The organism is Mesorhizobium sp. 113-1-2 (assembly GCF_016756475.1).
In the GTDB taxonomy this organism is placed as follows: Bacteria; Pseudomonadota; Alphaproteobacteria; order Rhizobiales; family Rhizobiaceae; genus Mesorhizobium; species Mesorhizobium loti_C.
Window position 1 is genome coordinate 6,204,728 of sequence record NZ_AP023242.1, and the last position, 21,334, is coordinate 6,226,061.

General features: G+C 64.7%; 22 protein-coding genes. 9 read left to right on the top strand and 13 right to left on the bottom strand.

What is annotated here, in order from left to right; genetic code table 11:
• Positions 1–21 precede the first annotated feature (21 nt).
• The 6 genes from JN279_RS30200 to JN279_RS30225 are packed head-to-tail and all read right to left on the bottom strand — an operon-like array spanning position 22 to position 6,433.
• Positions 22–1,269 carry an ABC transporter substrate-binding protein gene (locus tag JN279_RS30200; protein WP_096455550.1) on the bottom strand — a complete coding sequence of 416 codons (1,248 nt, stop codon included), beginning with the start codon at positions 1,267–1,269 and terminating at the stop codon, positions 22–24.
• 51 nt (positions 1,270–1,320) lie between these two features.
• The gene (locus JN279_RS30205) at positions 1,321–2,346 is read right to left on the bottom strand and encodes a branched-chain amino acid ABC transporter permease (RefSeq protein ID WP_202350991.1); all 1,026 of its coding nucleotides are present in this window, start codon (positions 2,344–2,346) and stop codon (positions 1,321–1,323) included.
• Positions 2,343–3,392: a branched-chain amino acid ABC transporter permease gene (locus JN279_RS30210; protein WP_446720371.1), complete on the bottom strand. Its 1,050-nt coding sequence runs from the start codon at positions 3,390–3,392 to the stop codon at positions 2,343–2,345. Before JN279_RS30210 ends, JN279_RS30205 begins: the two co-directional genes overlap by 4 nt.
• Positions 3,389–4,726 carry a metal-dependent hydrolase family protein gene (locus JN279_RS30215; RefSeq protein ID WP_202350992.1) on the bottom strand — a complete coding sequence of 446 codons (1,338 nt, stop codon included), beginning with the start codon at positions 4,724–4,726 and terminating at the stop codon, positions 3,389–3,391. The genes JN279_RS30210 and JN279_RS30215 overlap by 4 nt, the downstream gene beginning before the upstream one ends.
• Positions 4,727–4,778: 52 nt before the next feature.
• The gene (locus tag JN279_RS30220) at positions 4,779–5,558 is read right to left on the bottom strand and encodes an alpha/beta fold hydrolase (protein ID WP_202350993.1); all 780 of its coding nucleotides are present in this window, start codon (positions 5,556–5,558) and stop codon (positions 4,779–4,781) included.
• Positions 5,555–6,433: a fumarylacetoacetate hydrolase family protein gene (locus JN279_RS30225; protein ID WP_202350994.1), complete on the bottom strand. Its 879-nt coding sequence runs from the start codon at positions 6,431–6,433 to the stop codon at positions 5,555–5,557. The genes JN279_RS30220 and JN279_RS30225 overlap by 4 nt, the downstream gene beginning before the upstream one ends.
• 222 nt (positions 6,434–6,655) lie before the next feature.
• Between JN279_RS30225 and JN279_RS30230 the strand changes: the two genes are divergently transcribed.
• Positions 6,656–7,327 (top strand): FadR/GntR family transcriptional regulator, encoded by a 672-nt coding sequence (locus JN279_RS30230; protein WP_096455538.1) that lies wholly within the window; start codon positions 6,656–6,658, stop codon positions 7,325–7,327.
• Positions 7,328–7,349: 22 nt separating this feature from the next.
• On the opposite strand, the gene pobA is transcribed toward JN279_RS30230, so the two are convergent.
• The 6 genes from pobA to pcaD are packed head-to-tail and all read right to left on the bottom strand — an operon-like array spanning position 7,350 to position 12,151.
• Positions 7,350–8,522, bottom strand: coding sequence for a 4-hydroxybenzoate 3-monooxygenase (gene pobA / locus JN279_RS30235; protein ID WP_096455536.1), 1,173 nt, complete (start codon positions 8,520–8,522; stop codon positions 7,350–7,352).
• Entirely contained in the window at positions 8,522–9,574 is a 1,053-nt protein-coding gene (locus tag JN279_RS30240) for a 3-carboxy-cis,cis-muconate cycloisomerase (RefSeq protein WP_096455534.1), read from the bottom strand. The genes pobA and JN279_RS30240 overlap by 1 nt, the downstream gene beginning before the upstream one ends.
• Positions 9,575–9,582: 8 nt before the next feature.
• Positions 9,583–10,197, bottom strand: a complete 615-nt coding sequence (pcaG, locus tag JN279_RS30245; RefSeq protein ID WP_096455532.1) for a protocatechuate 3,4-dioxygenase subunit alpha — start codon at positions 10,195–10,197, stop codon at positions 9,583–9,585.
• Positions 10,197–10,952, bottom strand: a complete 756-nt coding sequence (gene pcaH / locus JN279_RS30250) for a protocatechuate 3,4-dioxygenase subunit beta (protein WP_096455530.1) — start codon at positions 10,950–10,952, stop codon at positions 10,197–10,199. The genes pcaG and pcaH overlap by 1 nt, the downstream gene beginning before the upstream one ends.
• Positions 10,942–11,349 (bottom strand): 4-carboxymuconolactone decarboxylase, encoded by a 408-nt coding sequence (pcaC, locus tag JN279_RS30255; protein WP_096455528.1) that lies wholly within the window; start codon positions 11,347–11,349, stop codon positions 10,942–10,944. Before pcaC ends, pcaH begins: the two co-directional genes overlap by 11 nt.
• Entirely contained in the window at positions 11,342–12,151 is an 810-nt protein-coding gene (gene pcaD, locus JN279_RS30260) for a 3-oxoadipate enol-lactonase (protein WP_096458899.1), read from the bottom strand. The genes pcaC and pcaD overlap by 8 nt, the downstream gene beginning before the upstream one ends.
• Before the next feature lie 92 nt (positions 12,152–12,243).
• Between pcaD and pcaQ the strand changes: the two genes are divergently transcribed.
• The 8 genes from pcaQ to JN279_RS30300 all read left to right on the top strand — a co-directional run bounded on the left by pcaQ (position 12,244) and on the right by JN279_RS30300 (position 20,336).
• The gene (pcaQ, locus tag JN279_RS30265) at positions 12,244–13,161 is read left to right on the top strand and encodes a pca operon transcription factor PcaQ (RefSeq protein WP_096455526.1); all 918 of its coding nucleotides are present in this window, start codon (positions 12,244–12,246) and stop codon (positions 13,159–13,161) included.
• Positions 13,162–13,302: 141 nt separating this feature from the next.
• Positions 13,303–14,619, top strand: coding sequence for an ABC transporter substrate-binding protein (locus JN279_RS30270; RefSeq protein WP_096455524.1), 1,317 nt, complete (start codon positions 13,303–13,305; stop codon positions 14,617–14,619).
• 21 nt (positions 14,620–14,640) lie between these two features.
• Entirely contained in the window at positions 14,641–15,384 is a 744-nt protein-coding gene (locus tag JN279_RS30275; protein WP_096455523.1) for an ABC transporter ATP-binding protein, read from the top strand.
• Positions 15,381–16,109 carry an ABC transporter ATP-binding protein gene (locus JN279_RS30280; protein WP_096455521.1) on the top strand — a complete coding sequence of 243 codons (729 nt, stop codon included), beginning with the start codon at positions 15,381–15,383 and terminating at the stop codon, positions 16,107–16,109. The genes JN279_RS30275 and JN279_RS30280 overlap by 4 nt, the downstream gene beginning before the upstream one ends.
• Positions 16,106–17,002, top strand: coding sequence for a branched-chain amino acid ABC transporter permease (locus JN279_RS30285; protein ID WP_096455519.1), 897 nt, complete (start codon positions 16,106–16,108; stop codon positions 17,000–17,002). Before JN279_RS30280 ends, JN279_RS30285 begins: the two co-directional genes overlap by 4 nt.
• Entirely contained in the window at positions 16,999–18,063 is a 1,065-nt protein-coding gene (locus JN279_RS30290; protein WP_096455517.1) for a branched-chain amino acid ABC transporter permease, read from the top strand. Before JN279_RS30285 ends, JN279_RS30290 begins: the two co-directional genes overlap by 4 nt.
• A 2-nt stretch (positions 18,064–18,065) precedes the next feature.
• Positions 18,066–18,851, top strand: a complete 786-nt coding sequence (locus tag JN279_RS30295; RefSeq protein ID WP_096458896.1) for a coniferyl-alcohol dehydrogenase — start codon at positions 18,066–18,068, stop codon at positions 18,849–18,851.
• A gap of 39 nt (positions 18,852–18,890) precedes the next feature.
• Positions 18,891–20,336: an aldehyde dehydrogenase gene (locus tag JN279_RS30300; RefSeq protein ID WP_202350995.1), complete on the top strand. Its 1,446-nt coding sequence runs from the start codon at positions 18,891–18,893 to the stop codon at positions 20,334–20,336.
• Positions 20,337–20,370: 34 nt separating this feature from the next.
• On the opposite strand, the gene JN279_RS30305 is transcribed toward JN279_RS30300, so the two are convergent.
• The gene (locus tag JN279_RS30305) at positions 20,371–21,297 is read right to left on the bottom strand and encodes an aldose 1-epimerase (RefSeq protein WP_202350996.1); all 927 of its coding nucleotides are present in this window, start codon (positions 21,295–21,297) and stop codon (positions 20,371–20,373) included.
• Positions 21,298–21,334: the final 37 nt, after the last annotated feature.

Consider the following 21,334-nt stretch of genomic DNA (forward strand, 5'->3'; position numbering starts at 1 on the left):
GGCTGCACTCGATATCAGGTGTTACGGGCAGCTCGGATTGTCGCGGTTGACCGCGCCGAGCTTCATGAACTCGTCTTCGGGAATGCCGAGCGTCTGGTTGACCTGCGGCACGACCTTGACCAGCTTGTTGAGGAGATTGCCGTCGGCACCTTCGGTGACCTCGGTCAGGAAGATGTCGGCAATGGCGTTGCGGTTCTTGTCGAGCGATACCTTGCCGGTCGGCGTATCGAAGGACAGTTTCGACAGCGCCTCGCGCAGCTTCTTGCCGCCGTCCGAGACATCACCGCCGACCTGGTCGAGGCCGAGCAGCGTCGCCTTCATGTCGACATAGTAGCCATGGGCGAAGAGCGAGGGTGACGGGAAGGCACCTGGCTGCTTCTTGTAGGCCTCGACGAAGGCCTTCCAGGCCGGCGCGTCATTGGTGTCTGCGGTCGGGCCGGCCGAGGGCGTGCCCTTCAGCACATCCTTCAGCTTGCCTTTCGAGGTCAGCACGGTCTGGTCGACGGTGATCGAGCCGCCGATCAGCGGCGCGGTGCCGCCGCTCTGCTGGTACTGGGTCAGGAAGTTCACGGCATCGGCGCCGCCGAGCGCGACATAGATCGCATCGACACCTTCAGGAATGGCGGCGATGACCGAGGAAAAGTCCTTGTTGCCGATCGGCACCCAGGATTTCGACGGCACGTGGCCGCCGGCCTTGCAGAACTCGGCCATGAAGCCGAACACCTGCGTGTAGGGGAAGGAATAATCCTCGGCGACAGTGGCGACCTTCTTGTAGCCCTTGTCCTTGAAGGCATAGGTGCCGAGGCCGGCCATCCACTGCGCGCCGTCGGTCGAGAAGCGGAAGAAATTCTCCGCCGGATTGCGCAGCGTGGTGTCCTGCGCGGCCGAAGTGCCGTTGATGAAGGTCACATTCGGCTGGGTTTTGGCGTAGTCCTTGACGGCCAGCCCCTCGTCGCCCGAAAGCGGGCCGACCAGCACCTTGACGCCGTCCTGCTCGACCAGCTTGCGCGCCGCGCGCACCGCACTGTCGGGCGAGGCGTCGGACGAACCCTTGACGATCTCGATCTTCTTGCCGCCGACGGTGCCGTTCATCTCGGCAACCGCGGTCATGGCGCCGCGCTCGCCGTCTTCGCCGAGCACCGTGAACGGTCCCTCGAACGTGGCGAGCAGGCCGATCTTGATGGTGTCGTCGGCAGCCAGCGCCATAGAAGGCGCGGTCAGCCCGGTGAACATGGCGAGCGCGAGCACCGTACGTCTATGCATCCTCATGATTTTCCTCCCGTTGATTTCGTTTTGCAGTGGTTCATTCCATCCCGGCGGCTAGGGGCCGGGACGCAAGGACTCCTGGGCAAGATGTGGCTTGATCCTCCCCCACAACCCAAGAATTCCGTCCGGTGAGACGAAGACAATCACCAGGAACACCATGCCGATCAGCGTGTTGAAGCGCTCGGCGCCGACGATGTCGATGGCGAAGGTCTGCATCAGGATAACGACGACCGCGCCGAGGAACGGCCCGATCGGATGGCGCAAACCGCCGATGACGGCGATGATCAGCACGTCGATCGCGGCATCGACGCCGATGGTGCCGGGCGAAACGCGGCCGTTGAACCAGACCAGCGGCACGCCCGCCAGCCCGGCGATCACACCAGCCAGCAGCCAGGCAAAGACCTTGTGCGCGGTGACATGATAGCCGAGCGCACGCATGCGGCGCGGATTGTCGCGGATCGCCTGCAAGGTCATACCGAAGGTCGAGCGCGAGCCGTAGAGCACGGCGGCGTAGGACAACACCGCCAGGCCAAGGCAGAGATAGTAGAACGGCCTGGGGTCGCGCCAATTGACGCCCCAGAAGACGGGTGCGCGGATTCCTGCATAGCCGGAATGACCGTTGAAGATGGCGTAGTTCTGCTGCGCGAAATAATAGGTCGCGGTAGCGATCGCCAGCGTGATCATGATGGTGTAGATGCCCTCGGTGCGCACCGAGATCCAGCCGATCAGCGCCGACGCCAAAGCGGCCGCTGCAACGGCGAACGGCACCGCGAGCCACCACGGCCAGCCGAAGCCGAGAATGTTGGAATTGTTGTTGCCGAGAATGGCGATGGCATAGGCAGCGATGCCGGCGACAGTGATCTGCGCCAGGCTGACCATGCCGCCATAGCCGGCGAGCAGCATCAGCGACAGGCCGAGCATGCCGAAGATCAGCGAATAGCCGCCGATCTGGGTCAGGAAGAAATCGGATGCCACCAGGGGGTAGAGCACGAGTGCCGTGCCAAGGATGATGTGGCCGGCGCCGAGCTTTTCCAGCCAGGTCTGCTGAGTTGCACTGGTGGAGGCGACGGCGAGACTCATCTTGCCTTCCCCATAATGCCTTGCGGCCGGATCGCCAGCGTCGCCACCATGATGACGAAGGTCAGAACGATGCCGTAGGTCGGGAAGTAGACGAGGCCGATCTGCTCGGCGAGGCCGATCAGCAGCGCACCGATGGCAGCACCCGTGATCGAGCCCATGCCGCCGACGATGACCACGACCAGCGAGGCCAGGAGGTAGCGGACATCCTCGCCGGGCGCGACCGACAGCGCTGAGCCGCCGACGACACCGGCAAAGCCGGCAAGGCCGGCGCCCACCGCAAAGACGATGGCAAAAACCGCATGCACATTGACACCGGAGGCCTGCAGCATGGCGCGGTCGTCGACGCCGGCGCGGATCATCATGCCGACGCGGGTCTTGTGCAGCATCAGCCAGAGGCCGACACCGATGACGATCGCCGCCGCCAGCACGACGACGCGGTAGAGCGGATAGGTGAGGAAGACCGAGGCGCCGTTGGAGCGTACCGCCGTGATGATTGGCAAGGTCAAGGCGCCGTCGAGCCATTCCGGCGTGGTGATCTGGTAGGTGCCGCCGGCCCACACCGCCAGCATCGAATCGGCGGCGACGATCGAGATGCCGATCGAGACCAGGGTCTGGCGCAGATCGTCGCCTTCGAGACGCCGGAAGACGAAGACCTGCATGATCACGCCGACGATGGCGAGCACGGCAAAACCTGCGGCGACGCCGAGCAGCCAGTAGCCGGTGCGGTTGGTCACCTCGTAGCCGATATAGGCGCCGAGCAGATAGAGCGAGCCGTGCGCCAGGTTGACGTTGCGCATCAGGCCGAAGATCAGCGTGAAGCCGCTGGCGACCAGGAAATAGAGGCCGGCCAGCGTGATGCCGTTGAGGATGGCGCTGACGAAGGCCTTCTTCGAAATCAGGATCGCATTCAGCCAATCCGGCCAGACTGCAAAGACCAGCCAGGCGATGACGGCGGCGGCAAGCAGGCCGACGAGGCCCCAGGCCTGCCGGCGTGTCATGCCGCCACCCGAGAGCGACGACGAAGTTGGCTGGTCGAGCAGGCTCATGCCGTCAGCCGCCGGCGCTGCTCGTTCATGCGCGGCGCCTTGTGGAACTTGCCGTCCTTCATGATGGCGAGGATGCGGTTCTTGTCCTGCAGGATGCGCACATCGGCGATCGGGTCGCCGTCGATCAACAGAATATCGGCGAGATAGCCCTCCTTGATCAGGCCAAGCTCGTCGCCCATGCCCATGATCTGGCCGCCATATTTGGTACCGGCCTGGATGGCTTCCATCGGCGAGAAACCGAGCATCTCGACGAAGGTCTGGATGTCCTTGGCGTTGGTGCCTTGCGGCGTCCAGGCAAAGCCGTAGTCGCCGCCGATCAGGACGCGGATGCCGCGCCGGTGCATCTTCTTCATGGTGTCGATGCACATTTCGAGCTCGCGCTCATATTCGAGCGACAGCGGCGAGCCCGGCTTGATGCCCCATTGCTCGGCATGGCGCGCGGTGTTGATCAGCCAGGCGATGCCGGGCGCGACGAAATGCTTGTCCTTGACGGCTTCGAGCATGTCGAGCGCTTCCTCGTCGGCGAAGGAGGCATGGTAGATGTTCTGGATGCCGTGGCGGATGCACTGCTTGACCGAGCCGGACGAGCGCGCATGCGCCGACAGCACCTTGTTGCGGCAGCGCGCCTCTGAAGCCGCCATGGCGACTTCCTCCTCGGACATCGGCGTCTCCTCGGCGCCCATGCCGGTGATGCTCTCGCCGGACAGATTGAGCTTTATCGAATCGACGCCGTATTTGATCAGCTGGCGCACGGTACGGCGGATTTCCTCCGGACCGGAGACGACGATGCCAAGATTGAGCCCTTCATGCGGAATGTGCGACGGCGAGGAATCGCCAAGGCCGCCGACCGTGGTGATCTCCGGCCCCGCCGCGAGGTAGCGCGGTCCCGGAAAGCGGCCCTGGTTGATGAATTTCTTGGCGACGACATCGAGACGCGGCTTGGCGGCGGCCGCACCGCGTCCGGCGGTGAAGCCGGCGTCGAGCACCAGCTTGGCCATCTCCATGGTGACCAGCATGTGCTCCTCGATTTCCATCATCTGGATGGGATCGATGCCGGGCGCATTGTTCCAGGACAGATGCAGATGCGCGTCGATCATGCCGGGCATCAGCGTCGCGCCCATGCCGTCGATGACGGTTGCACCCCCCGCCGCGCCACCGCTGTAGGAGGACGAGGACGAGCCGATGCGCGACGAGCCCTTGGTGATCTGCTTGATGCGGTTGCCCTGAACCAGCACCTCGCCGGTGTAGGGATATTCACCCGTGGCGTCGAGCACGCGTACATTGGTGAACAGCGTGCTGCCCGAACCATTACCGTTCCAGCTGTCGTCTGCCATCACAAGCCTCCCAACTTGCCGAGCGCGTAGTTCTACGCCCGATCTGAAATCCTCACCTATCAACCCGTCTCAAAAAATCGGCGAGCTTCTGGCTGCTTTCACGCGGGCTTTCCACCGTGGCCCAGTGCCCGCACCGATCCAGCGACGAGAATACGGCGCCCTTGATCTTGTCGGCAAGCGCCTGGGCCACCCCTTGCGGATTGACCGTGTCGGCGTCGCCGGTGACCAGCAATGTCGGCGCCGAGATCCTGCGCGCATCGACGGCGGTCGCCTTGGCCAAAGCCTCGCAGGTGCGGGCATAGGATTCCGGATCCTGGCGGGTGATCGATTCCCGCACGAAGGCGACGGCGGCCGGCGATGTTTCCCTTGTGTGCGCCGAGATCGCATTGGCGACGATCTGGTCGGCGATGTCGGCCATGCCGCCCGAGCGCGCCAGCCGCGCCCGGTTGCCGAGCCCTTGCCGTGTCGCCTCAGTCGGCTCCGCCAGCGCGCCGAACAGCGTGAGCGATGCAACCAGCGAGGGCTGCGTGGCCGCAATCTGCTGACAGACGATGGTGCCCATCGAATGGCCGACGAAATGCGCTGTGCTAACACCCATGCCGGCCATGGCGCGGATGACGGCCTCGCTCATGCCTTCGATGGTCAGCGGCTCGATCGGGCGTGGCGAGCGGCCGGAGCCCGGCAGGTCGAGCCGGATGACGCGGTAGCCGGACAGCGCCGCCATCTGCGGCTGAAACATGTTCGACGTACCGCCGAGGCCGTGGATCATCACCACGGCAGCCCCCTCGCCGACGGTTTCAGCTACCACCTGGCCAACCGTCACAGAGGTCATTGCGCATGCTCCGCAACGCGGTTTTCCAGCGTGCCGATGCCGTCGATCTCGATGCGCACGACGTCGCCGGCCTTGAGATATTTCGGCGGGTCGAACCCAATGCCGACGCCAACGGGCGTGCCGGTGGCGATGATGTCGCCGGGCTTCAGCGTAATGCCTTGCGACAGCGTGGCGATGATGGTCGGGATATCGAAGATCAGCAGCGAGATGCGGGAATCCTGACGCAGATCCTCATTGACGAAACACCGGATGCCGGCGGTCGCCAGGTCAAGTTCGTCCCTGGTCACTGCCCACGGCCCCATCGGGCAGAACGTGTCCTGCGACTTGCCGATCAGCCACTGGCTGTACTTGCCTTGCAGGTCGCGCGCCGTGACGTCGTTGACGATGGTGTAGCCCCAGACATGATCGAGCGCGTTTTCCCTGGAGATGCCGCGCCCGCCCTTGCCGATGATGACGGCCAGTTCCGCCTCGTAGTCGATGGCCGTCGAGACGGAGGGATCGATCAGCACGCTGGCGTGGTTGGCGACAACCGATTCCGGCACTTTGGAAAAGATGATCGGGTGCTTGGGGATGGGGCCGGCGCCGGCGCTGGAATCGAAGCCTGAGCGGGCGAACTCATGCGCGTGCTCGTAATAGTTCTTGCCGACGCAGAAGATGTTGCGGCGCGGCTGCGGGATCGGCGCTTCGATCTCGACCTGCGCCAAAGAGATCGGCGAAAGCGTGCGCGGCAGGCCGGCGCCATTGCGCTCGACCAGCGCCAGGACACCGGACCTGGCCTGATCGACGGAAAAATCGAAAGGCGCGATGGTCTGGGCATCGAGGTCGACAAGCCCAACGCGACGTTCGCCGGCGATCGAAAAAGTCGCGACCCGCATTCCTTCCTCCCTGAACCAATATTGAGCCAATTATTCGCTCTTTTGTTACACGCTAGCGCCGATTGGTTTAGCCCGCAAGCGGAATCTAGGTTGGTCATACCAAAAAGAAATCAAGCGCTATCCCGGCCGACTTGGGGATATGGATGGGCGCCGTGTGGTGGACGACGACAGCCGAAGCTGCTATCAATGGTTCAATATCGGATCAGATAAAAGTTGCCAGACATGCCAAAGCTCGTCGCCAACGATATCGCCACCGCGCTGAAGAAACGCATTTCTTCCGGCGAATGGATCGAGAATGGCCGCATGCCACCGGAGCGCGACCTGGCGAGCGAATTCGGCGTGGCGCGCAACACGGTGCGGCGCGCCGTCTCCTTCCTCGAGGATGACGGCACCGTGGTGCGCCATGTCGGGCGCGGCACGTTCCTGACCGCCACCAACCCCGCTTCAATGGCGGCGGTTGTCGGCCGGATGGAAGGCACCAGCCCGGCCGACATGATGGAGATCCGGCAGTTGCTGGAGCCGGCGGCAGCGGCCTTCGCCGCCACCAACGCCAGCGCCATGGAGCTCAACGCGGTGCGCGAGGCGCACAAGATCGCTTCGGAGTCGCAGGACATGCCGGACTTCGAGCATTGGGACGCGGAGTTCCACCACCGCATCTTCGCCTGCTCGCGCAACGACTTCCTCAAGGAGATCCACAATCTGATGCGCATCCTGCGCAATCAGGCGCCGTGGTTCGAAATGAAGAAGCGCTCCTTTTCCGAGGAGCGCCGCAGCATCTATTGCAGCGAACACCAGACGATTCTCGATGCGCTGCTGCGCCGCGATCCCGAAAGCGCCAGCCAGGCCATGCTGGCGCATCTGAGAACCGTCGAGCGCAATCTGCTGGGGCGGTAGCAGCCGGATTGTTCGCCGCCGGTCAGTACGGCAGCCCGACATAGTTCTCCGCGAGCGCGGTCGACGCCGCCTGTGAGTGCACGAGATAGTCGAGTTCGGCTTCCTGGATACGCTGGCCGAAATCCCCGGTGTCGGGAAAGCGATGCAGCATGGTCGTCATCCACCAGGAAAAGCGCACCGCCTTCCACACGCGCGCCAACGCCTTTTGCGAATAGGCCTCGATCCCGGCGTGGGATTTATCAACGTAGAAGTCACGCAACCCAGCGAAGAGATAGCGCACGTCGCCGGCAGCGAGGTTGAGGCCCTTGGCGCCGGTCGGCGGCACGATGTGGGCGGCATCGCCGACCAGGAACAGCCGGCCGAAGCGCATCGGCTCGGCAACGAAGGAGCGCAGCGGCGCGATCGACTTTTCGAAGGATGGCCCGATGGTGACGCTTGCCGCGGTCCGTTCCGGCAAGCGGCGGCGCAACTCGTCCCAGAAGCGGTCATCCGACCAGGCCTCGACGCGATCGTCCTGCGGGCACTGCACATAGTAGCGGCTGCGGTGCGTCGAGCGCATCGAGCACAGCGCAAAACCCCGCTCGTGGTTGGCGTAGACCAGTTCGTGATCGGCCGGCGGCACTTCGGCCAGCACGCCGAGCCAGCCGAACGGATACTGCCGCTCGAAGGTTTTCAGCGCAGCACCCGGCACCGATCTGCGGCTGACGCCGTGATAGCCATCACAGCCGGCGATGAAATCGCAATCGATGCGATGGCTGACGCCGTCCTTCGCATAGGTGACGAACGGTGCGGCGCCATCGAAATCGTGTAGCGCGACATCAGCAGCCTCGTAGACGGTGACGAGGCCGGCTGCTTCGCGCTTGTCCATCAGATCATGCGTCACCTCGGTCTGGCCGTAGACGGTGACATGCCTGCCGCCGGTGAGCGCGGCGAGATCGATGCGGTGCAGGCGCCCATCGAAAGCCAGCGAAATGCCGGAATGCGGCAAGCCTTCGGCATGCAGCCTTGCGGCAGCGCCGGCCTCTTCCAGCAATTCGACCGTGCCCTGTTCGAGCACCCCTGCCCGCACGCGGCCAAGCACATGCTCGCGGCTCGAGCGTTCGAGAATGACCGTCTCGACGCTGATGCCGGCCAGAAGTTGGCCAAGCAGCAGGCCGGAAGGCCCTGACCCGATAATGACGACCTGGGTGCGCATCAGTGGCCGAGGCTTTCGATCTGTGCTGCCAGTTCGGCGGCGAGTCGCAGCGACGCGGCAGTGGCCACCACCATCTGCGGCAGTAGCAGCCATTCCAGCGTCCAGGCTGCGCCCGAGCGCTCCTGCTCATGCACCAGCGCATGATGCATGCCGGAAAGCTGCGTTGCGTTGAAGCGGGCCAGCGCCACCAGCGCCTCGGCCTTCACCGGGTTCTGCTTGTGCGGCATGGCCGACGAGCCGCCCCCGCCGGAAAGCGCGATCTCGGCGCCACCCTGCGCCATCAGCGCGATGTCCTGGCCGAACTTGCCGAGGCTGCCGGTCAGCAGCGACAGCCAGCCGGCAAAGTCGGCGAGCGCGTCGCGCTGGCTCTGCCATTGCGGCGCATCGGCAAGGCCGAGTTTTGCAGCAAGCGCGGCGCGCGCCGCCGGCCCCTTGTCGCCAAACTTTTCCAGCGTGCCGGCGGCGCCGCCGAACTGCACCACCAGCAGGCGCCTGGACTGATCCGACAACCTTTCCTGATGCCGCTGCAACGGCGCACGCCAGGCTGTCACGCGATCCGTCACTCTGATCGGGATCGCCGGCTGCATACGGGTCATGCCGGTCAGTGCCCTGCTCCCGAAGCGCTCTTCAAGCGAGGTGAGGCGCAAAACGGTCTCGGTCAGCAGCAGGCCGAGGTGCTCGACGATCGCTTTCAGCCGCAGCATCAGGCTCGTGTCGATGACATCCTGGCTGGTGGCACCGAAATGCACCTTGTCGCCATGCGGTTCGCCGACCGTCACTCTGATCTGGCGTACCAGTTCCGGAATCATGACGCCGTCCTTGGCGACGCCGGCCCGCAGCAAGGCGGTGTCCGGCCTGAAGGAGGCTAGCGCGGTCACGATCGCTGCCGCTGCATCCTTGCTGATGATCCCGTTCTCAGCCTCGGCCTCCGCCAGCGCGCTCTCGAACGCCAGCGCCGCCTCGATTTCTGCTTCAACGGAAAAATGCCTCGATGCCTCCTCGTCACCGAGGAGAGCGGACAGCAACGGATGGTCGAAGGGCGATACGGTCATGAGATCTCCTAGCTGTCGAAGAAGACCGTTTCCTTCTCCCCCTGGAGATGGACGTCGAAGACGTAGGTGTCGCCCTGGCGCTCGGCGATCAGCGTCGGCACGCGGATGCGGTGCTCGATGCGCGCCAGGATCGGATCCTCGCCATTGGCCTTTTCCTCGTCGGAGAAATAGAGCCGTGTGTGCAGGCCAAGATTAATGCCGCGGGCGACGATCCACAGCGTGATATGCGGCGCCATCAGGCGACCATCCCGGAACGGAACACGACCGGGCTTGATCGTCTCGAAGGCGCAGACGCCGGTGTCCATGTCGGTTGGGCAGCGGCCCCAGCCCTGAAAGTTTGCATCGGCGGCACCGCGCAATTCGGCCGGCGAATTGTAGAGCCCGTCCGCATCCGCCTGCCATATCTCGATCAGCGCGTCCTTGAGCGGCGTGCCGGTGCCGTCGAGCACACGGATCTTGAGTCCGATGCGCTCGCCTTTGGTCTTGTCGTTGACCATGGTCGCGCCGAGATCGGCCGCATAGACGCCACTGACGCCGCAGAAATTGGGCGTCAGCCCGATATGGACGTAAGGGCCTGCGGTCTGCGAGGGGCTCTCCTTCAGCCTGTCGAGCGATTGCGCCATCAATTGCCCTCCAGCCGGTTTTCGAACAGCGACGAACGGCGCCCGCGCAGCACGATGTCGAACTTGTAGGCGAGCGCGTCCATCGGGATCGTCGCCTGCGTGTCGAGGATGGCCGTCAGTGCCTCGATGGCCGCCTTGTCGGCGATGCCGCGCACGATCGGGCATTTCCAGATCAGCGGGTCGCCCTCGAAATACATCTGCGTGATCAGCCGCTGGGCAAAGCCATGGCCGAAAACCGAGAAATGGATGTGCGCCGGACGCCAGTCATTAGGCCCGTTCGGCCAGGGATATGGCCCGGGCTTGACGGTGCGGAAGGCATAGCCACCATCCTCGCCTGTGATGGTACGGCCGCAGCCGCCGAAATTCGGATCGAGCGGCGCAAGATAGCCGTCCTTCTTGTGGCGGTAGCGGCCGCCGGCATTGGCCTGCCAGAATTCGAGCAACACGCCGGGAACGCCAACCCCGCGCTCATCGAGCACGCGGCCATGGACGATGATGCGCTCGCCGATGGCGCTCTCGCCCGGTCTGGCGAAATTGTGGATCAGGTCGGCGTCCAGTTCGCCGAGCATGGCATGGCCGAAGACCGGTCCGGCTATTTCCGACAGCGTGTTGTCGAAGGACAAAAGCGCCTTCTGCGGCGAGCGCAGCACCGAACTCTTGTAGCCCGGCGTCAAGGCCGGCGGATGCCATGTCCGGTCGCGCTGGAAGAAGGCGCCGGTCTCGGGCCTCCGGTTCGAGCCTGACTCAGCTGGCATTGTCGGCACCGTCCATTTCCGAAAACACGTCCTTGGCTATCCTGAAGGCACGGTTGGCGGCCGGCACGCCGGCATAGATGGCGACATGCAGGAACGCCTCGCAGATATCGTCGCGCGTGGCACCGGTGTTGGCTGTGGCTCGCACATGCAGGGCGACCTCTTCATCATGGCCGAGTGCGGCCAGCAGCGCCAGCGTGACGATCGAGCGCTCGCGCTTGCTGAGACCCGGCCGCGACCACACCGTCCCCCAGGCAGCCTCGGTGATCAGTTCCTGGAAAGGCTGGTCGAAATCCGTGGCGGTGACCTCGGCCCGGTCGACATGGCGGTCGCCGAGCACGGCGCGCCGCACCGCGAGGCCGGTGCGATATCTGGCTGCGTTGCCGGGGACTTCATCCATTGGTTTGTGCTCCAGGGGCAAGCGATGCGACAAAATCGCGGATCAGCGCGACCAGGGCTTTGGGCTGTTCGACGCAAGGAATGTGCCCGGCGTCGCGGATGATCTCGAAGCGCGCGCCGGGGATCAGAGCGGCCAGCGAGCGGACGAGATCGGGCGGCGTCGAGCCATCCTGGTCGCCGACGACGCAGAGCGTCGGCACCGCGATGCGACGCGCCGCGTCAGTAAAATCAGCGTCGCGGACGGCCCTGCAAGTCCCGATGTAGCCGGCGAGTGCTTGCCGGGTCATCATGTTCCAATAGCCGTCAAGCTCGGCCACCCGTGCGGTATGGAAGGCGGGGGTGAACCACACTTTGAGCACGCCGTCGGCAATGGCCTGGATACCCTTGCGTTCAACCACCGCGATGCGTGTGTTCCAGCTCTCGTTGGTACCGATCTTGTGGGCCGTGTCGCATAGGATCATGGCCTCGACGATCTCCGGGCGCCTGGCATAGAGCCCTTGCGCGATCATGCCGCCGACCGACAGGCCGCACAGCACGACCTTCTCCAACCCGAAATGATCGACGAGCCCCAAGAGATCGTCGACATGATCGTCGATCGACCTGATGTCGCCGATGTCGGACAGTCCGTGGCCGCGCTTGTCATAGACCAGCCAAGACATTTCGCCATCAAGTGCAGCGACAACGTCGTCCCAGATCCGGAAGTCGGTGCCCAACGAATTGATGAATATGATCGCGCGCGCATTGCCGGCCGCCCTGACGTGGCGGTGATGCAGCGTGATGCCGCCGATGGTGACGAATGGCACGATTTCGATCCTCCACCCCCACATTGCACAGGGCATTTGGTTCGGTAAAATGATATTTTGCGCCATTCCATTAACTCAGGGGTTATCAAATTATGGCCGAGGGCCGCATCCGCTTCCGTCATCTGCAGGCCTTCCTGGAGGTCGCGCGGCAAGGCAGCGTGGCCCGCGCCGCCGACTTCCTGCATGTCAGCGCGCCGGCGGTGACCAAGACGTTGCGTGAGTTGGAGGAGGCGCTCGGTGTCGCCGTCGTCGAGCGTGACGGGCGCGGCATCCGCGTCACAAGGCTCGGCGAGATCTTCCTCGGCCATGCCGGCTCGGCGATTACGGCGTTGAAGCGCGGCGTCGATTCCGTTCGCCAGGACGGCGCCATCAATCGCCATCCGATCCGCATCGGCGCGCTGCCGACAGTATCGGCGAAGGTCATGCCACAGGCCATGAGCCTGTTCCTCAGGGAAAACACCGGCGCCGCGATCAAGATCGTCACCGGCGAGAATGCCGTGCTGCTCGAACAATTGCGCATCGGCGCGCTCGATCTCGTCGTCGGTCGGCTGGCTGCGCCCGAAAACATGACCGGCTTCTTCTTCGAGCATCTCTATTCCGAACAGGTGCTGTTCGTGGTGCGGGCCGGACATCCCCTGCTCGAACCGGGAGCGGATATCTTCGCAAGGCTCGACGAATTCCCGGTGCTGATGCCGACCCGCGAATCCGTCATCCGCCCCTTCGTCGATCGCCTGTTCATCACCAATGGCATGACCGCGCCGGCGACCGAGATCGAAACCGTCTCGGACTCCTTCGGCCGCTCCTTCATGCGGCAGAGCAATGCGGTGTGGATCATTTCGGCCGGCGTGGTCGCCAACGAGATCGCCAGCGGCGCCTTCGTCGCCCTGCCGGTCGACACCGAGGAAACCAAGGGACCGGTCGGCCTGACGATGCGCACCGATACCGCGCCCTCGCCCGCCTTCACCATCCTGCTGCAGACCATTCGCGAGGCGGCAAGGCCGGGCAAGTGAGGCATTGGACTGGTCGGACCGGGCGCCGTCTTCATCAGAAATCTCCTAACCCAGGGGTTAACGAAACACCGCAAAATATCATTTTACCGAACCAAAACACTGGTGCACTGTACCGATGGAGGACCACAGAGGGAGGAATGCATGACCTACGCTAGCGGTAGCAGATCCAATATTCGTGGCGTGTCTCGGCGCCAGTTCATTGCCACCTCGATTGCCGGCGGCGCGGCGCTCGCGCTCGGCGGCGGCAAGGCCTTCGCCCAGGCGGCCGACACGCTCAAGGTCGGCTTCGTCAGTCCGCGCACCGGGCCTCTGGCCGGCTTTGGCCAGACCGACGGCTATGTGCTCGATCTTGCCCGCAAGGCACTGGCCGGCGGCCTTGAGATCGGCGGCAAGAAATACAGTGTGGAAATCCTCGATCAGGACACGCAATCAGATCCCTCCCGCGCGGGCCAGCTCGCCAAGGACCTGATCAACAACCAGGCCATCGACCTGATGCTGGCGGTGTCGACGCCCGAAGTGATCAATCCGGTGGCCGATGCCTGCGAGGCCGCCGGCGTGCCGTGCCTGTCGACCGTCATGCCCTGGGAAGCCTGGTATTTCGGCCGAGGGGCCAAACCGGGCGCGCCCTCGCCGTTCAAATGGACCTATCATTTCGGCTTCGGCGTCGGCGAGTTCTTCAAGACCTACATCTCGCAATGGAACCTGATGGAGACCAATAAGAAGGTCGGCGTCATGTATCCCAACGATGCCGACGGCAACGCCATCCGTGCCAATCTGGCGCCACTGCTCGCCAAGCAAGGTTTTACCATTGTCGATCCCGGCGCCTATGAAACCGGGACCACCGACTATTCCTCGCAGATCGCGCTGTTCAAGCAGGAAGGCGTCGAGATCTTCAACTCCTTCCCGATCCCGCCTGACTTCGCCGCCTTCTGGCGCCAGGCGGCGCAGCAAGGGCTGATCAAGCAGATCAAGATCTGCCAGGTCGCCAAGACCGGACTGTTTCCGTCCGACATTGAGGCGCTCGGCGATCTCGGCATGAAGATTTCCAGCGCCGCCTACTGGCACAAGGCCTTCCCCTACAAGTCGCCGCTGACCGGCGTTTCGGGCACCGAACTCGCCGACGGCTACGAGGCGGCGAGCGGCAAGCAGTGGACGCAGCAGCTCGGCGCCTCGATGTCGCTGCTCGACGCCGGCTTCGAAGCGTTGAAGGCCAGCACCAACGCCAAGGACAAGGCGGCGGTGGCCAAGGCGCTGAGCACGCTCAAGACCGAGACGATGATCGGCAAGGTCGACTTCACCAGCGGACCGGTCGCCAATGTCTCGCCCGGCCCGATCATCGGCACGCAGTGGGTGGCCGCCAAGGAAGGCAGCAAATTCCCGCTCGACTATGTGGTGACCGAGAACGCCACCGATCCGAAAGTGCCCGTCGAAGCCAAGCTTCTGCCTTACAACGGCTGATGGACCGCTGACGAGGATCGCCTGGTGACCCATCCGCAACAACAGGCTGTTCTCGCTGCCGCCGGCATCCACAAGCGCTTCGGCGCGCTTGTGGTGCTGGATGACGTCGACTTCACCATGGCAGCCGACGAGGCGGTCGGCATTGTTGGCCCGAACGGCGCCGGCAAGACCACGCTGCTCAGCGTGCTTTCAGGTGCCTTTCCGCCAAGTGCGGGCACGGTCCGCTTCAAGGGCGGCGACGTGACGGCGCTGCCGGCGACGCAGCGTTGCCGGCTCGGCCTGGTGCGCACGCATCAGGTGCCCAAACCGTTCAGCGGCATGACCACTTTCGAGAATGTCTTCGTTGCTGCCTCCCATGGCGCCGGCCTCGGCCGCGACGAAGCCTATGAGGAGGCGTTCGGTTCGCTGAAACTGTGCGGCATGCTGGGTGTTGCCAACCGCCGCGCCGAGACGCTCGGCCTGCTCGACCGCAAGCGGCTGGAACTGGCACGCGCGCTGGCGGCAAGGCCGACGCTGCTTTTGCTGGACGAGATCGGCGGCGGGCTGACCGACGGCGAAGCCGGTGAGCTGGTCGACACGATCAAGGAATTGCGCCGGCGCAAGATCGGCATCGTCTGGATCGAACACATCGTCCACATCCTGCTGCAGGTCGCCGAGCGGCTGATCTGCATGGATGCGGGAAAAATCATCGCCGACGGCGAGCCGCAAGCGGTGATGGCCGATCCCGAGGTCGTGCGCGCCTATCTCGGCGGAGGCCCGAAATGAGCCTGCTGGCGGTCGAGAACCTAGTTGTCCGCCACGGCCTGCTGCAAGCGGTGCGCGGCGTGAGTTTCTCTGTCGAACGCGGCGAGACGCTGGCGCTGGTCGGCGCCAATGGCGCCGGCAAGACGACGCTGCTCAGGGCAATCGCCGGCGCGCATCAGCCGGCCGCCGGCCGCGTGCTGCTCGACGGCGCCGACCTCACCAGCGTGCCATCGCACAGGCGCGTCGGCATGGGCATCGCGCTGGTGCCGGAGGGGCGAAAGCTCTTCGTGCAGATGACGGTCGAAGAAAACCTGCTGCTCGGCAAGACCGCCGGCCGGCGGGGTGACTGGAGCGTCGACAAGGTGCTGGAGATGTTTCCCAATCTGAAGCCGCGCCGCCATGCCAAGACGGGCCATCTCTCGGGCGGCGAGCAGCAGGCGACGGCGATCGGCCGCGCGCTGATGAGCAATCCGGACGTGCTTTTGCTCGACGAGGTTTCGCTCGGCCTGTCGCCTCTGATCGTCGACCGCGTCTATTCCGCACTTCAGGGATTGATCACTTCCGGCACGACCATCATCCTGGTCGAACAGGACCTCAACCGCGCGCTGTCGGTTTCCGACAGGGTCATCTGCATGCTCGAGGGGCGTGTCGCGCTCGAAGGGCCGAGCAAGTCTGTATCGCGCGACGATGTAACGAAGGCCTATTTCGGCCTGCACCGGAAAAGCCCCGGGAGCGTTCCGGCATGAGCAACCAGATCATCCAGGGCGTCCTGCTCGGCGGCTATTACGCGCTGATCGCCTGCGGCCTGTCCTTCATGTTCTCGGTGATGCGCATCATCAACCTCGCCCACGGCAGCCTTGCCGTTTTCGCGGCCTTTGCCCTGTGGTGGCTGGCGTCGCGGTTCCATGTCTCGCCCTTTGTCGGCCTGCTGATCGTGTTGCCTCTGATGGCGGCGATCGGCTGGGCGCTGCAACGCTTCCTGCTCGAGCGCAGCGCGCGCGGCGGCGCGCTGCTGCCGATCCTGACCACGTTTGGCCTCGCCATCGTCATCGACAACATGCTGTTCGAGCAGTTCGGCGCCGATACGCGTTCGCTGGCGCCCTATATCGGCAGCCTGTCCTATGATTCCTGGGAGTGGCCGGGCAGCATCTATGTCGGCAAGCTAGCCGTGATCATGTTCGCCACCGCCGTGATCCTGCTCGGCGGGCTGCAACTGTTCCTCACCCGCACAAGGCTTGGCCGCTCGATCCGTGCCACCTCGGAAGATCCCGATACGGCCGGCCTGGTCGGCGTCGACGCGCGCCGCGCCAATGCCATCGCTGCCGCTATCGCCATGGTGACGGTCGGCCTTGCCGGCGCTTTCCTGGGCATGCGCGCCACCTTCGATCCCTATGCAGGCGCGCCGCAATTGCTGTTCGCCTTCGAAGCGGCGGTTATCGGCGGCGCCGGTTCGCTGTGGAGCACGCTGATCGGCGGCATCGTGCTGGCGCTGGCGCAGACACTCGGCGCGCAGGTGCATCCGCAAGGCTTTCTGATCGGCGGCCATGCCGTGTTCCTGGTCGTGCTGTTCGTGCGGCTTTCGACCTCCGGCCTCGGCCTGCGCGGTCTGTTGCGCCTGCCTTCCCGGAGCGCGCCATGAGCGCCGTCTCAACCTCACCGGTCATCGAGCGCGGCACGACGATGTCGCGCATAGCGGCGATTGCGGTTGCGATCATCATCGCGCTGCTGGCCGTCGCGCCACAGTTTCTCTCGGTCGGCGTGGTCGACCGCATGACGGCATTGTTCATCTATGTGATCCTGGCGGCGATGTGGAACGCCCTGGCCGGCTTCGGCGGCCTGGTCTCGGTCGGGCAGCAAGTGTTCTTCGGGCTCGGCGCCTATTTCGCCATCCGGCTGGCCGATGCCGGCCTCAACCCTTTTGCCGCGCTTTTCGTTTCGGCTGTTGTCGTCGGCGCCGTCTCCTGGCCGCTGTCGTTGTTCATGCTGCGGCTGAGGAACGGCGAGTTCGCCATCGGCATGTGGGTGATCGCGGCGCTGACGCATCTCCTGGTCAATCTCGATCGGCTGGTACAAGGCGAAACCGGCACGTCGCTGATCTCGCTCAATATCTACGATGCCTCGACACGGCGGGTGACGATCTACTGGCTGGCGCTGGCCTCGATGACCGCCCTGCTCGCCATCCTGTTCGGCCTGCTGCGCGGCAGCACGGGCGCCGCGATCCGCGCCATCCGCGACAATGAGGATGCCGCCGCCTCGGTCGGCGTGCGCGTCACCGGCACAAAGCGGCTTTTGTTCGTGCTTGCCGCCTTCGGCATCGGCATTGCCGGCGCGCTATGGCTGGCGACCTCCATCACCTTCCAGCCGAAGACCTATTTCAACGTGCAGTGGACCGCCTACATGATCTTCATGGTGCTGGTCGGCGGCATCGGCACGTTCGAAGGCGCCATTCTCGGCGCGCTGGTGTTCTTCCTCATCGAAACCTGGTTCGGCGGCACCGGCGTCTGGTACCTGGTCGGCCTTGGCGCTACCGCCGTGCTGTTCTCGCTTTTCCTGCCGCGCGGCCTGTGGGGAACGATCGAGGAGCGTTTTGGGCTGCGCCTGCTGCCGGTCGGCTACCGTGTCAGGCTTCCGGCTGATATCGGCGACGGCAACGCGGAGCCCTCGCCACAACAATCCACGACCTCTCGGGAGAAGGCATGACCATGCTTTTCGGCAAGACGATCCTCATCACTGGTGTCGCCTCCGGCATCGGCGCCCGCACGGCGGAACTGGCCGGCCAGCTTGGCGCTGACGTGATCGGTGTCGACGTGCGCGAGCCGGCCGCACCGGTCGGCAGCTTCGTCAAGGCCGACATCTCGTCAAAGGCCGGCGTCGACGAGTTGATCGCGCGCCTGCCGCAGCGCCTCGACGCGCTCTGCAATGTCGCTGGCCTCTCGGGCAACACCGGCGCGGCAGCGACGCTGGCCGTCAATTTCTTTGGTCTCAGGGCGCTCTCGGAAGGCCTCGCGCCAAGACTTCGCGAAGGCGGCGCCATCGTCAACGTCGCCTCGATCGCCGGCTATGGCTGGCGCGCCAATCTCAACCGTGCCGCCTCGATGGTGGCCATAGAGGGCTTTCCCGATGTCGCCGATGTGGTCGCCGATCACGCGGTCAAGAACGAGGAGGGCTATCCCGTCTCGAAGGAACTGCTCCTGCTGTGGACCTTTCGCGCCGCGCACCAGGATCTGTTCAAACGCCGGGGCATCCGCGTCAATGCGGTGAGCCCCGGACCGGTCGAGACGCCCATCCTGAAACAATTCCGCAGCGTGCTCGGCGATGCCCGCGTCGACAGCGACATTGCCAGGGTCGGTCGCGCCGGCACGTCGGGCGATATCGCGCCTGTCGTGCTGTTCCTGTGCTCGGACGGCGCCCGCTGGGTCAACGGCGCGAATGTGCCGGTCGATGGCGGCCTCGAGGCATCGATCAACGCCGAAGTGCTCGGCTTCTAAAACCAACGAGGCGCTCCTGATGGAGCAAGGGAGACAATCATGGATATCGGACTTCTGATCGACGGCGACAAAAGGGATGCGTCCGGTTCGGCCTCCTATGAGCGCATGGACCCGTTCACCGGCAAGCTGGCAACGCGCGCCGCGGCGGCCAGCGTCGCCGATGCCAATGCCGCCGTGGAAGCTGCTGCCGCGGCCTTTACGACCTGGTCGAAGACCGGGCCTGGCGAGCGCCGCGCCTTGCTGTCCAGGGCGGCTGATGTGATGGCCTCCAAGGTCGGCGAATTCACCAGGCTGATGATGGAAGAGACCGGCGCCACGGGTCCCTGGGCCGGCTTCAACGTCATGCTGGCGGCCAACATGCTGCGCGAGGCGGCGGCGATGACGACGCAGATTTCGGGGGAGATCATTCCCTCGGACAAGCCGGGGACACTGGCCATGGCGATCCGCCAGCCGGCCGGTGTGTGCCTCGGCATCGCGCCGTGGAATGCGCCGGTCATTCTCGGCACGCGTGCCATCGCCATGCCGATTGCTTGCGGCAACACGGTGGTGCTGAAGGCTTCCGAAATGTGCCCGGGCACGCACCGGCTGATCGGCCAGGTGCTGGTCGAAGCCGGTCTGCCCAAGGGCGTTATCAATGTCGTCACCAATGATCCCAAGGATGCCGCTGCAATCGTCGAGGCGCTGGTCGCGCATCCCTTAGTCAAGCGCGTCAACTTCACCGGCTCGACCAAGGTCGGCAAGATCATCGCCGAACTCGCCGGCCGGCATCTGAAGCCAGCGCTGCTCGAACTCGGCGGCAAGGCGCCGCTGCTGGTGCTGGACGATGCCGATATCGATGCGGCGGTCAACGCGGCCACCTTCGGCGCTTTCATGCATCAGGGCCAGATCTGCATGTCGACCGAGCGGCTGATCGTCGACGAGACGGTCGCCGACGCGTTCGTTTCCAAGCTCGCTGCCCGCGCCTCGCAACTGCCGGCCGGCGATCCGCGCGGCCATGTCGTGCTGGGCTCGCTGATCAGCAGCCAGGCGGCGGACAAGATGGAGGAACTCGTCGCCGACGCGGTCGCCAAGGGCGCCAAGCTTGTCGCCGGCGGCAAGCGCACTGGCACCGTTGTCGAGGCAACACTGCTCGACCATGTGACGCCAGCCATGCGCGTCTATGCGGAAGAATCCTTCGGGCCGGTCAAGCCGGTGATCCGGGTGAAGGGCGAGGACGAAGCCATACGCGTTGCCAACGACACGGAGTACGGCCTGTCGTCAGCCGTGTTCAGCCGCGATATCAAACGCGCCATGGCGGTCGCCGCGCGCATCGAAGCCGGCATCTGCCACATCAACGGTCCAACCGTCGGCGACGAGGCGCAGATGCCGTTCGGCGGTGTCAAAGGCTCGGGCTATGGCCGCTTCGGCGGCAAGGCCTCGATCGCCGAATTCACCGATCTGCGCTGGGTGACGATCGAGGACCCCGGCCAGCACTATCCGTTCTGATCCGGCCCTCGCTACGGGCAATCAATAGCGAGGATCAAACCGCCAGGGACGGCGTGAAGCGAACGCTCGCGGATCGCCTTTGGCCGGGCGCCAGCACGATGCAGCCGGTGTCGATGCGGCCGGTCGTGCGGTTGAAGGCATCGGTGATGTTGCTGACCGGCTCGGCGCAAAAGAACGGCTCGCCGGGCGGCGTGTAAAGGACGAGGAAATCGAGCGGCGCCTCGGCCTCGATGTCCAGTTGCCGCCCCTGCTCCGGCCAAGTGATCCGGGCGCGGCGCGCCCATCCGGTGAAAACCGCGTCGAAATCCACTTCCGATACGTCAAAGCCGATGGATGGATCGGCTCCTACAGGCGGCAGGACATGCCGGACGGGCAGAACCTCCGTGTCTGTCTCCCACATGCCCGACACCGGCGCCTGGACATGCGTCCACGGCGTCGACGGGAAATAGGGATGGAAGCCGAAGCCAACCGGCATGGGCGTCTCCGACAGGTTGCGCACGGCAATGGTCATGCAAAGCTTGCCGCCATCCAAGGTGATCTCCTGCTCGGCCTCATAGCTCCATGGCCAGGAATCGGCGGCGTGACGATAGCGCAGGACGATCGTGCTCTTTTCGTGCCTGACGACCGCCCAAGGCCGACGCCAGCCATGGCCATGCTCATGATGTGGATCGTCGGGAGTCGTTGGAAGCTGGATGGTGCGTCCCGCGAACTCGAACCGGCCGCCCCTTATGCGATTGGAATAGGGAACAAGCGGGAAGCAGCCCATGGCGCCGGAATCGCGGTGGCCGATCGCCGCCGGATCCGCAGGGCGTAGCCAATCCACCGCAGAGCCATTGTGCCACCAGCGATAGGAAGCCATGGCGCCGCCGGCGGCTGGAGCAAGCTCGACCGTCGCGATGCCGTCGCTGATCGAAACCAGCTCGGTGTGCCGCGCGGCAATGGCAGCAAAATTCTTTGTCATCGGCGCTCCCCCGTCCCTTGACTCCAATCACCATGGC

What these genes read in the sequence shown, in the direction of transcription:
- JN279_RS30205 (WP_202350991.1), bottom strand. Translation starts at nt 2,346, where the DNA reads ATGAGTCTCGCCGTCGCCTCCACCAGTGCAACTCAGCAGACCTGGCTG.
- JN279_RS30285 (WP_096455519.1), top strand. Translation starts at nt 16,106, where the DNA reads ATGAGCAACCAGATCATCCAGGGCGTCCTGCTCGGCGGCTATTACGCG.
- JN279_RS30220 (WP_202350993.1), bottom strand. Translation starts at nt 5,558, where the DNA reads ATGACCTCTGTGACGGTTGGCCAGGTGGTAGCTGAAACCGTCGGCGAG.
- JN279_RS30200 (WP_096455550.1), bottom strand. Translation starts at nt 1,269, where the DNA reads ATGAGGATGCATAGACGTACGGTGCTCGCGCTCGCCATGTTCACCGGG.
- JN279_RS30305 (WP_202350996.1), bottom strand. Translation starts at nt 21,297, where the DNA reads ATGACAAAGAATTTTGCTGCCATTGCCGCGCGGCACACCGAGCTGGTT.
- JN279_RS30225 (WP_202350994.1), bottom strand. Translation starts at nt 6,433, where the DNA reads ATGCGGGTCGCGACTTTTTCGATCGCCGGCGAACGTCGCGTTGGGCTT.
- pcaC (WP_096455528.1), bottom strand. Translation starts at nt 11,349, where the DNA reads ATGGATGAAGTCCCCGGCAACGCAGCCAGATATCGCACCGGCCTCGCG.
- JN279_RS30215 (WP_202350992.1), bottom strand. Translation starts at nt 4,726, where the DNA reads ATGGCAGACGACAGCTGGAACGGTAATGGTTCGGGCAGCACGCTGTTC.
- JN279_RS30280 (WP_096455521.1), top strand. Translation starts at nt 15,381, where the DNA reads ATGAGCCTGCTGGCGGTCGAGAACCTAGTTGTCCGCCACGGCCTGCTG.
- JN279_RS30290 (WP_096455517.1), top strand. Translation starts at nt 16,999, where the DNA reads ATGAGCGCCGTCTCAACCTCACCGGTCATCGAGCGCGGCACGACGATG.
- pcaQ (WP_096455526.1), top strand. Translation starts at nt 12,244, where the DNA reads ATGGCCGAGGGCCGCATCCGCTTCCGTCATCTGCAGGCCTTCCTGGAG.
- JN279_RS30300 (WP_202350995.1), top strand. Translation starts at nt 18,891, where the DNA reads ATGGATATCGGACTTCTGATCGACGGCGACAAAAGGGATGCGTCCGGT.
- pobA (WP_096455536.1), bottom strand. Translation starts at nt 8,522, where the DNA reads ATGCGCACCCAGGTCGTCATTATCGGGTCAGGGCCTTCCGGCCTGCTG.
- JN279_RS30240 (WP_096455534.1), bottom strand. Translation starts at nt 9,574, where the DNA reads ATGACCGTATCGCCCTTCGACCATCCGTTGCTGTCCGCTCTCCTCGGT.
- pcaH (WP_096455530.1), bottom strand. Translation starts at nt 10,952, where the DNA reads ATGCCAGCTGAGTCAGGCTCGAACCGGAGGCCCGAGACCGGCGCCTTC.
- JN279_RS30295 (WP_096458896.1), top strand. Translation starts at nt 18,066, where the DNA reads ATGCTTTTCGGCAAGACGATCCTCATCACTGGTGTCGCCTCCGGCATC.
- JN279_RS30210 (WP_446720371.1), bottom strand. Translation starts at nt 3,392, where the DNA reads ATGAGCCTGCTCGACCAGCCAACTTCGTCGTCGCTCTCGGGTGGCGGC.
- JN279_RS30270 (WP_096455524.1), top strand. Translation starts at nt 13,303, where the DNA reads ATGACCTACGCTAGCGGTAGCAGATCCAATATTCGTGGCGTGTCTCGG.
- JN279_RS30230 (WP_096455538.1), top strand. Translation starts at nt 6,656, where the DNA reads ATGCCAAAGCTCGTCGCCAACGATATCGCCACCGCGCTGAAGAAACGC.
- pcaG (WP_096455532.1), bottom strand. Translation starts at nt 10,197, where the DNA reads ATGGCGCAATCGCTCGACAGGCTGAAGGAGAGCCCCTCGCAGACCGCA.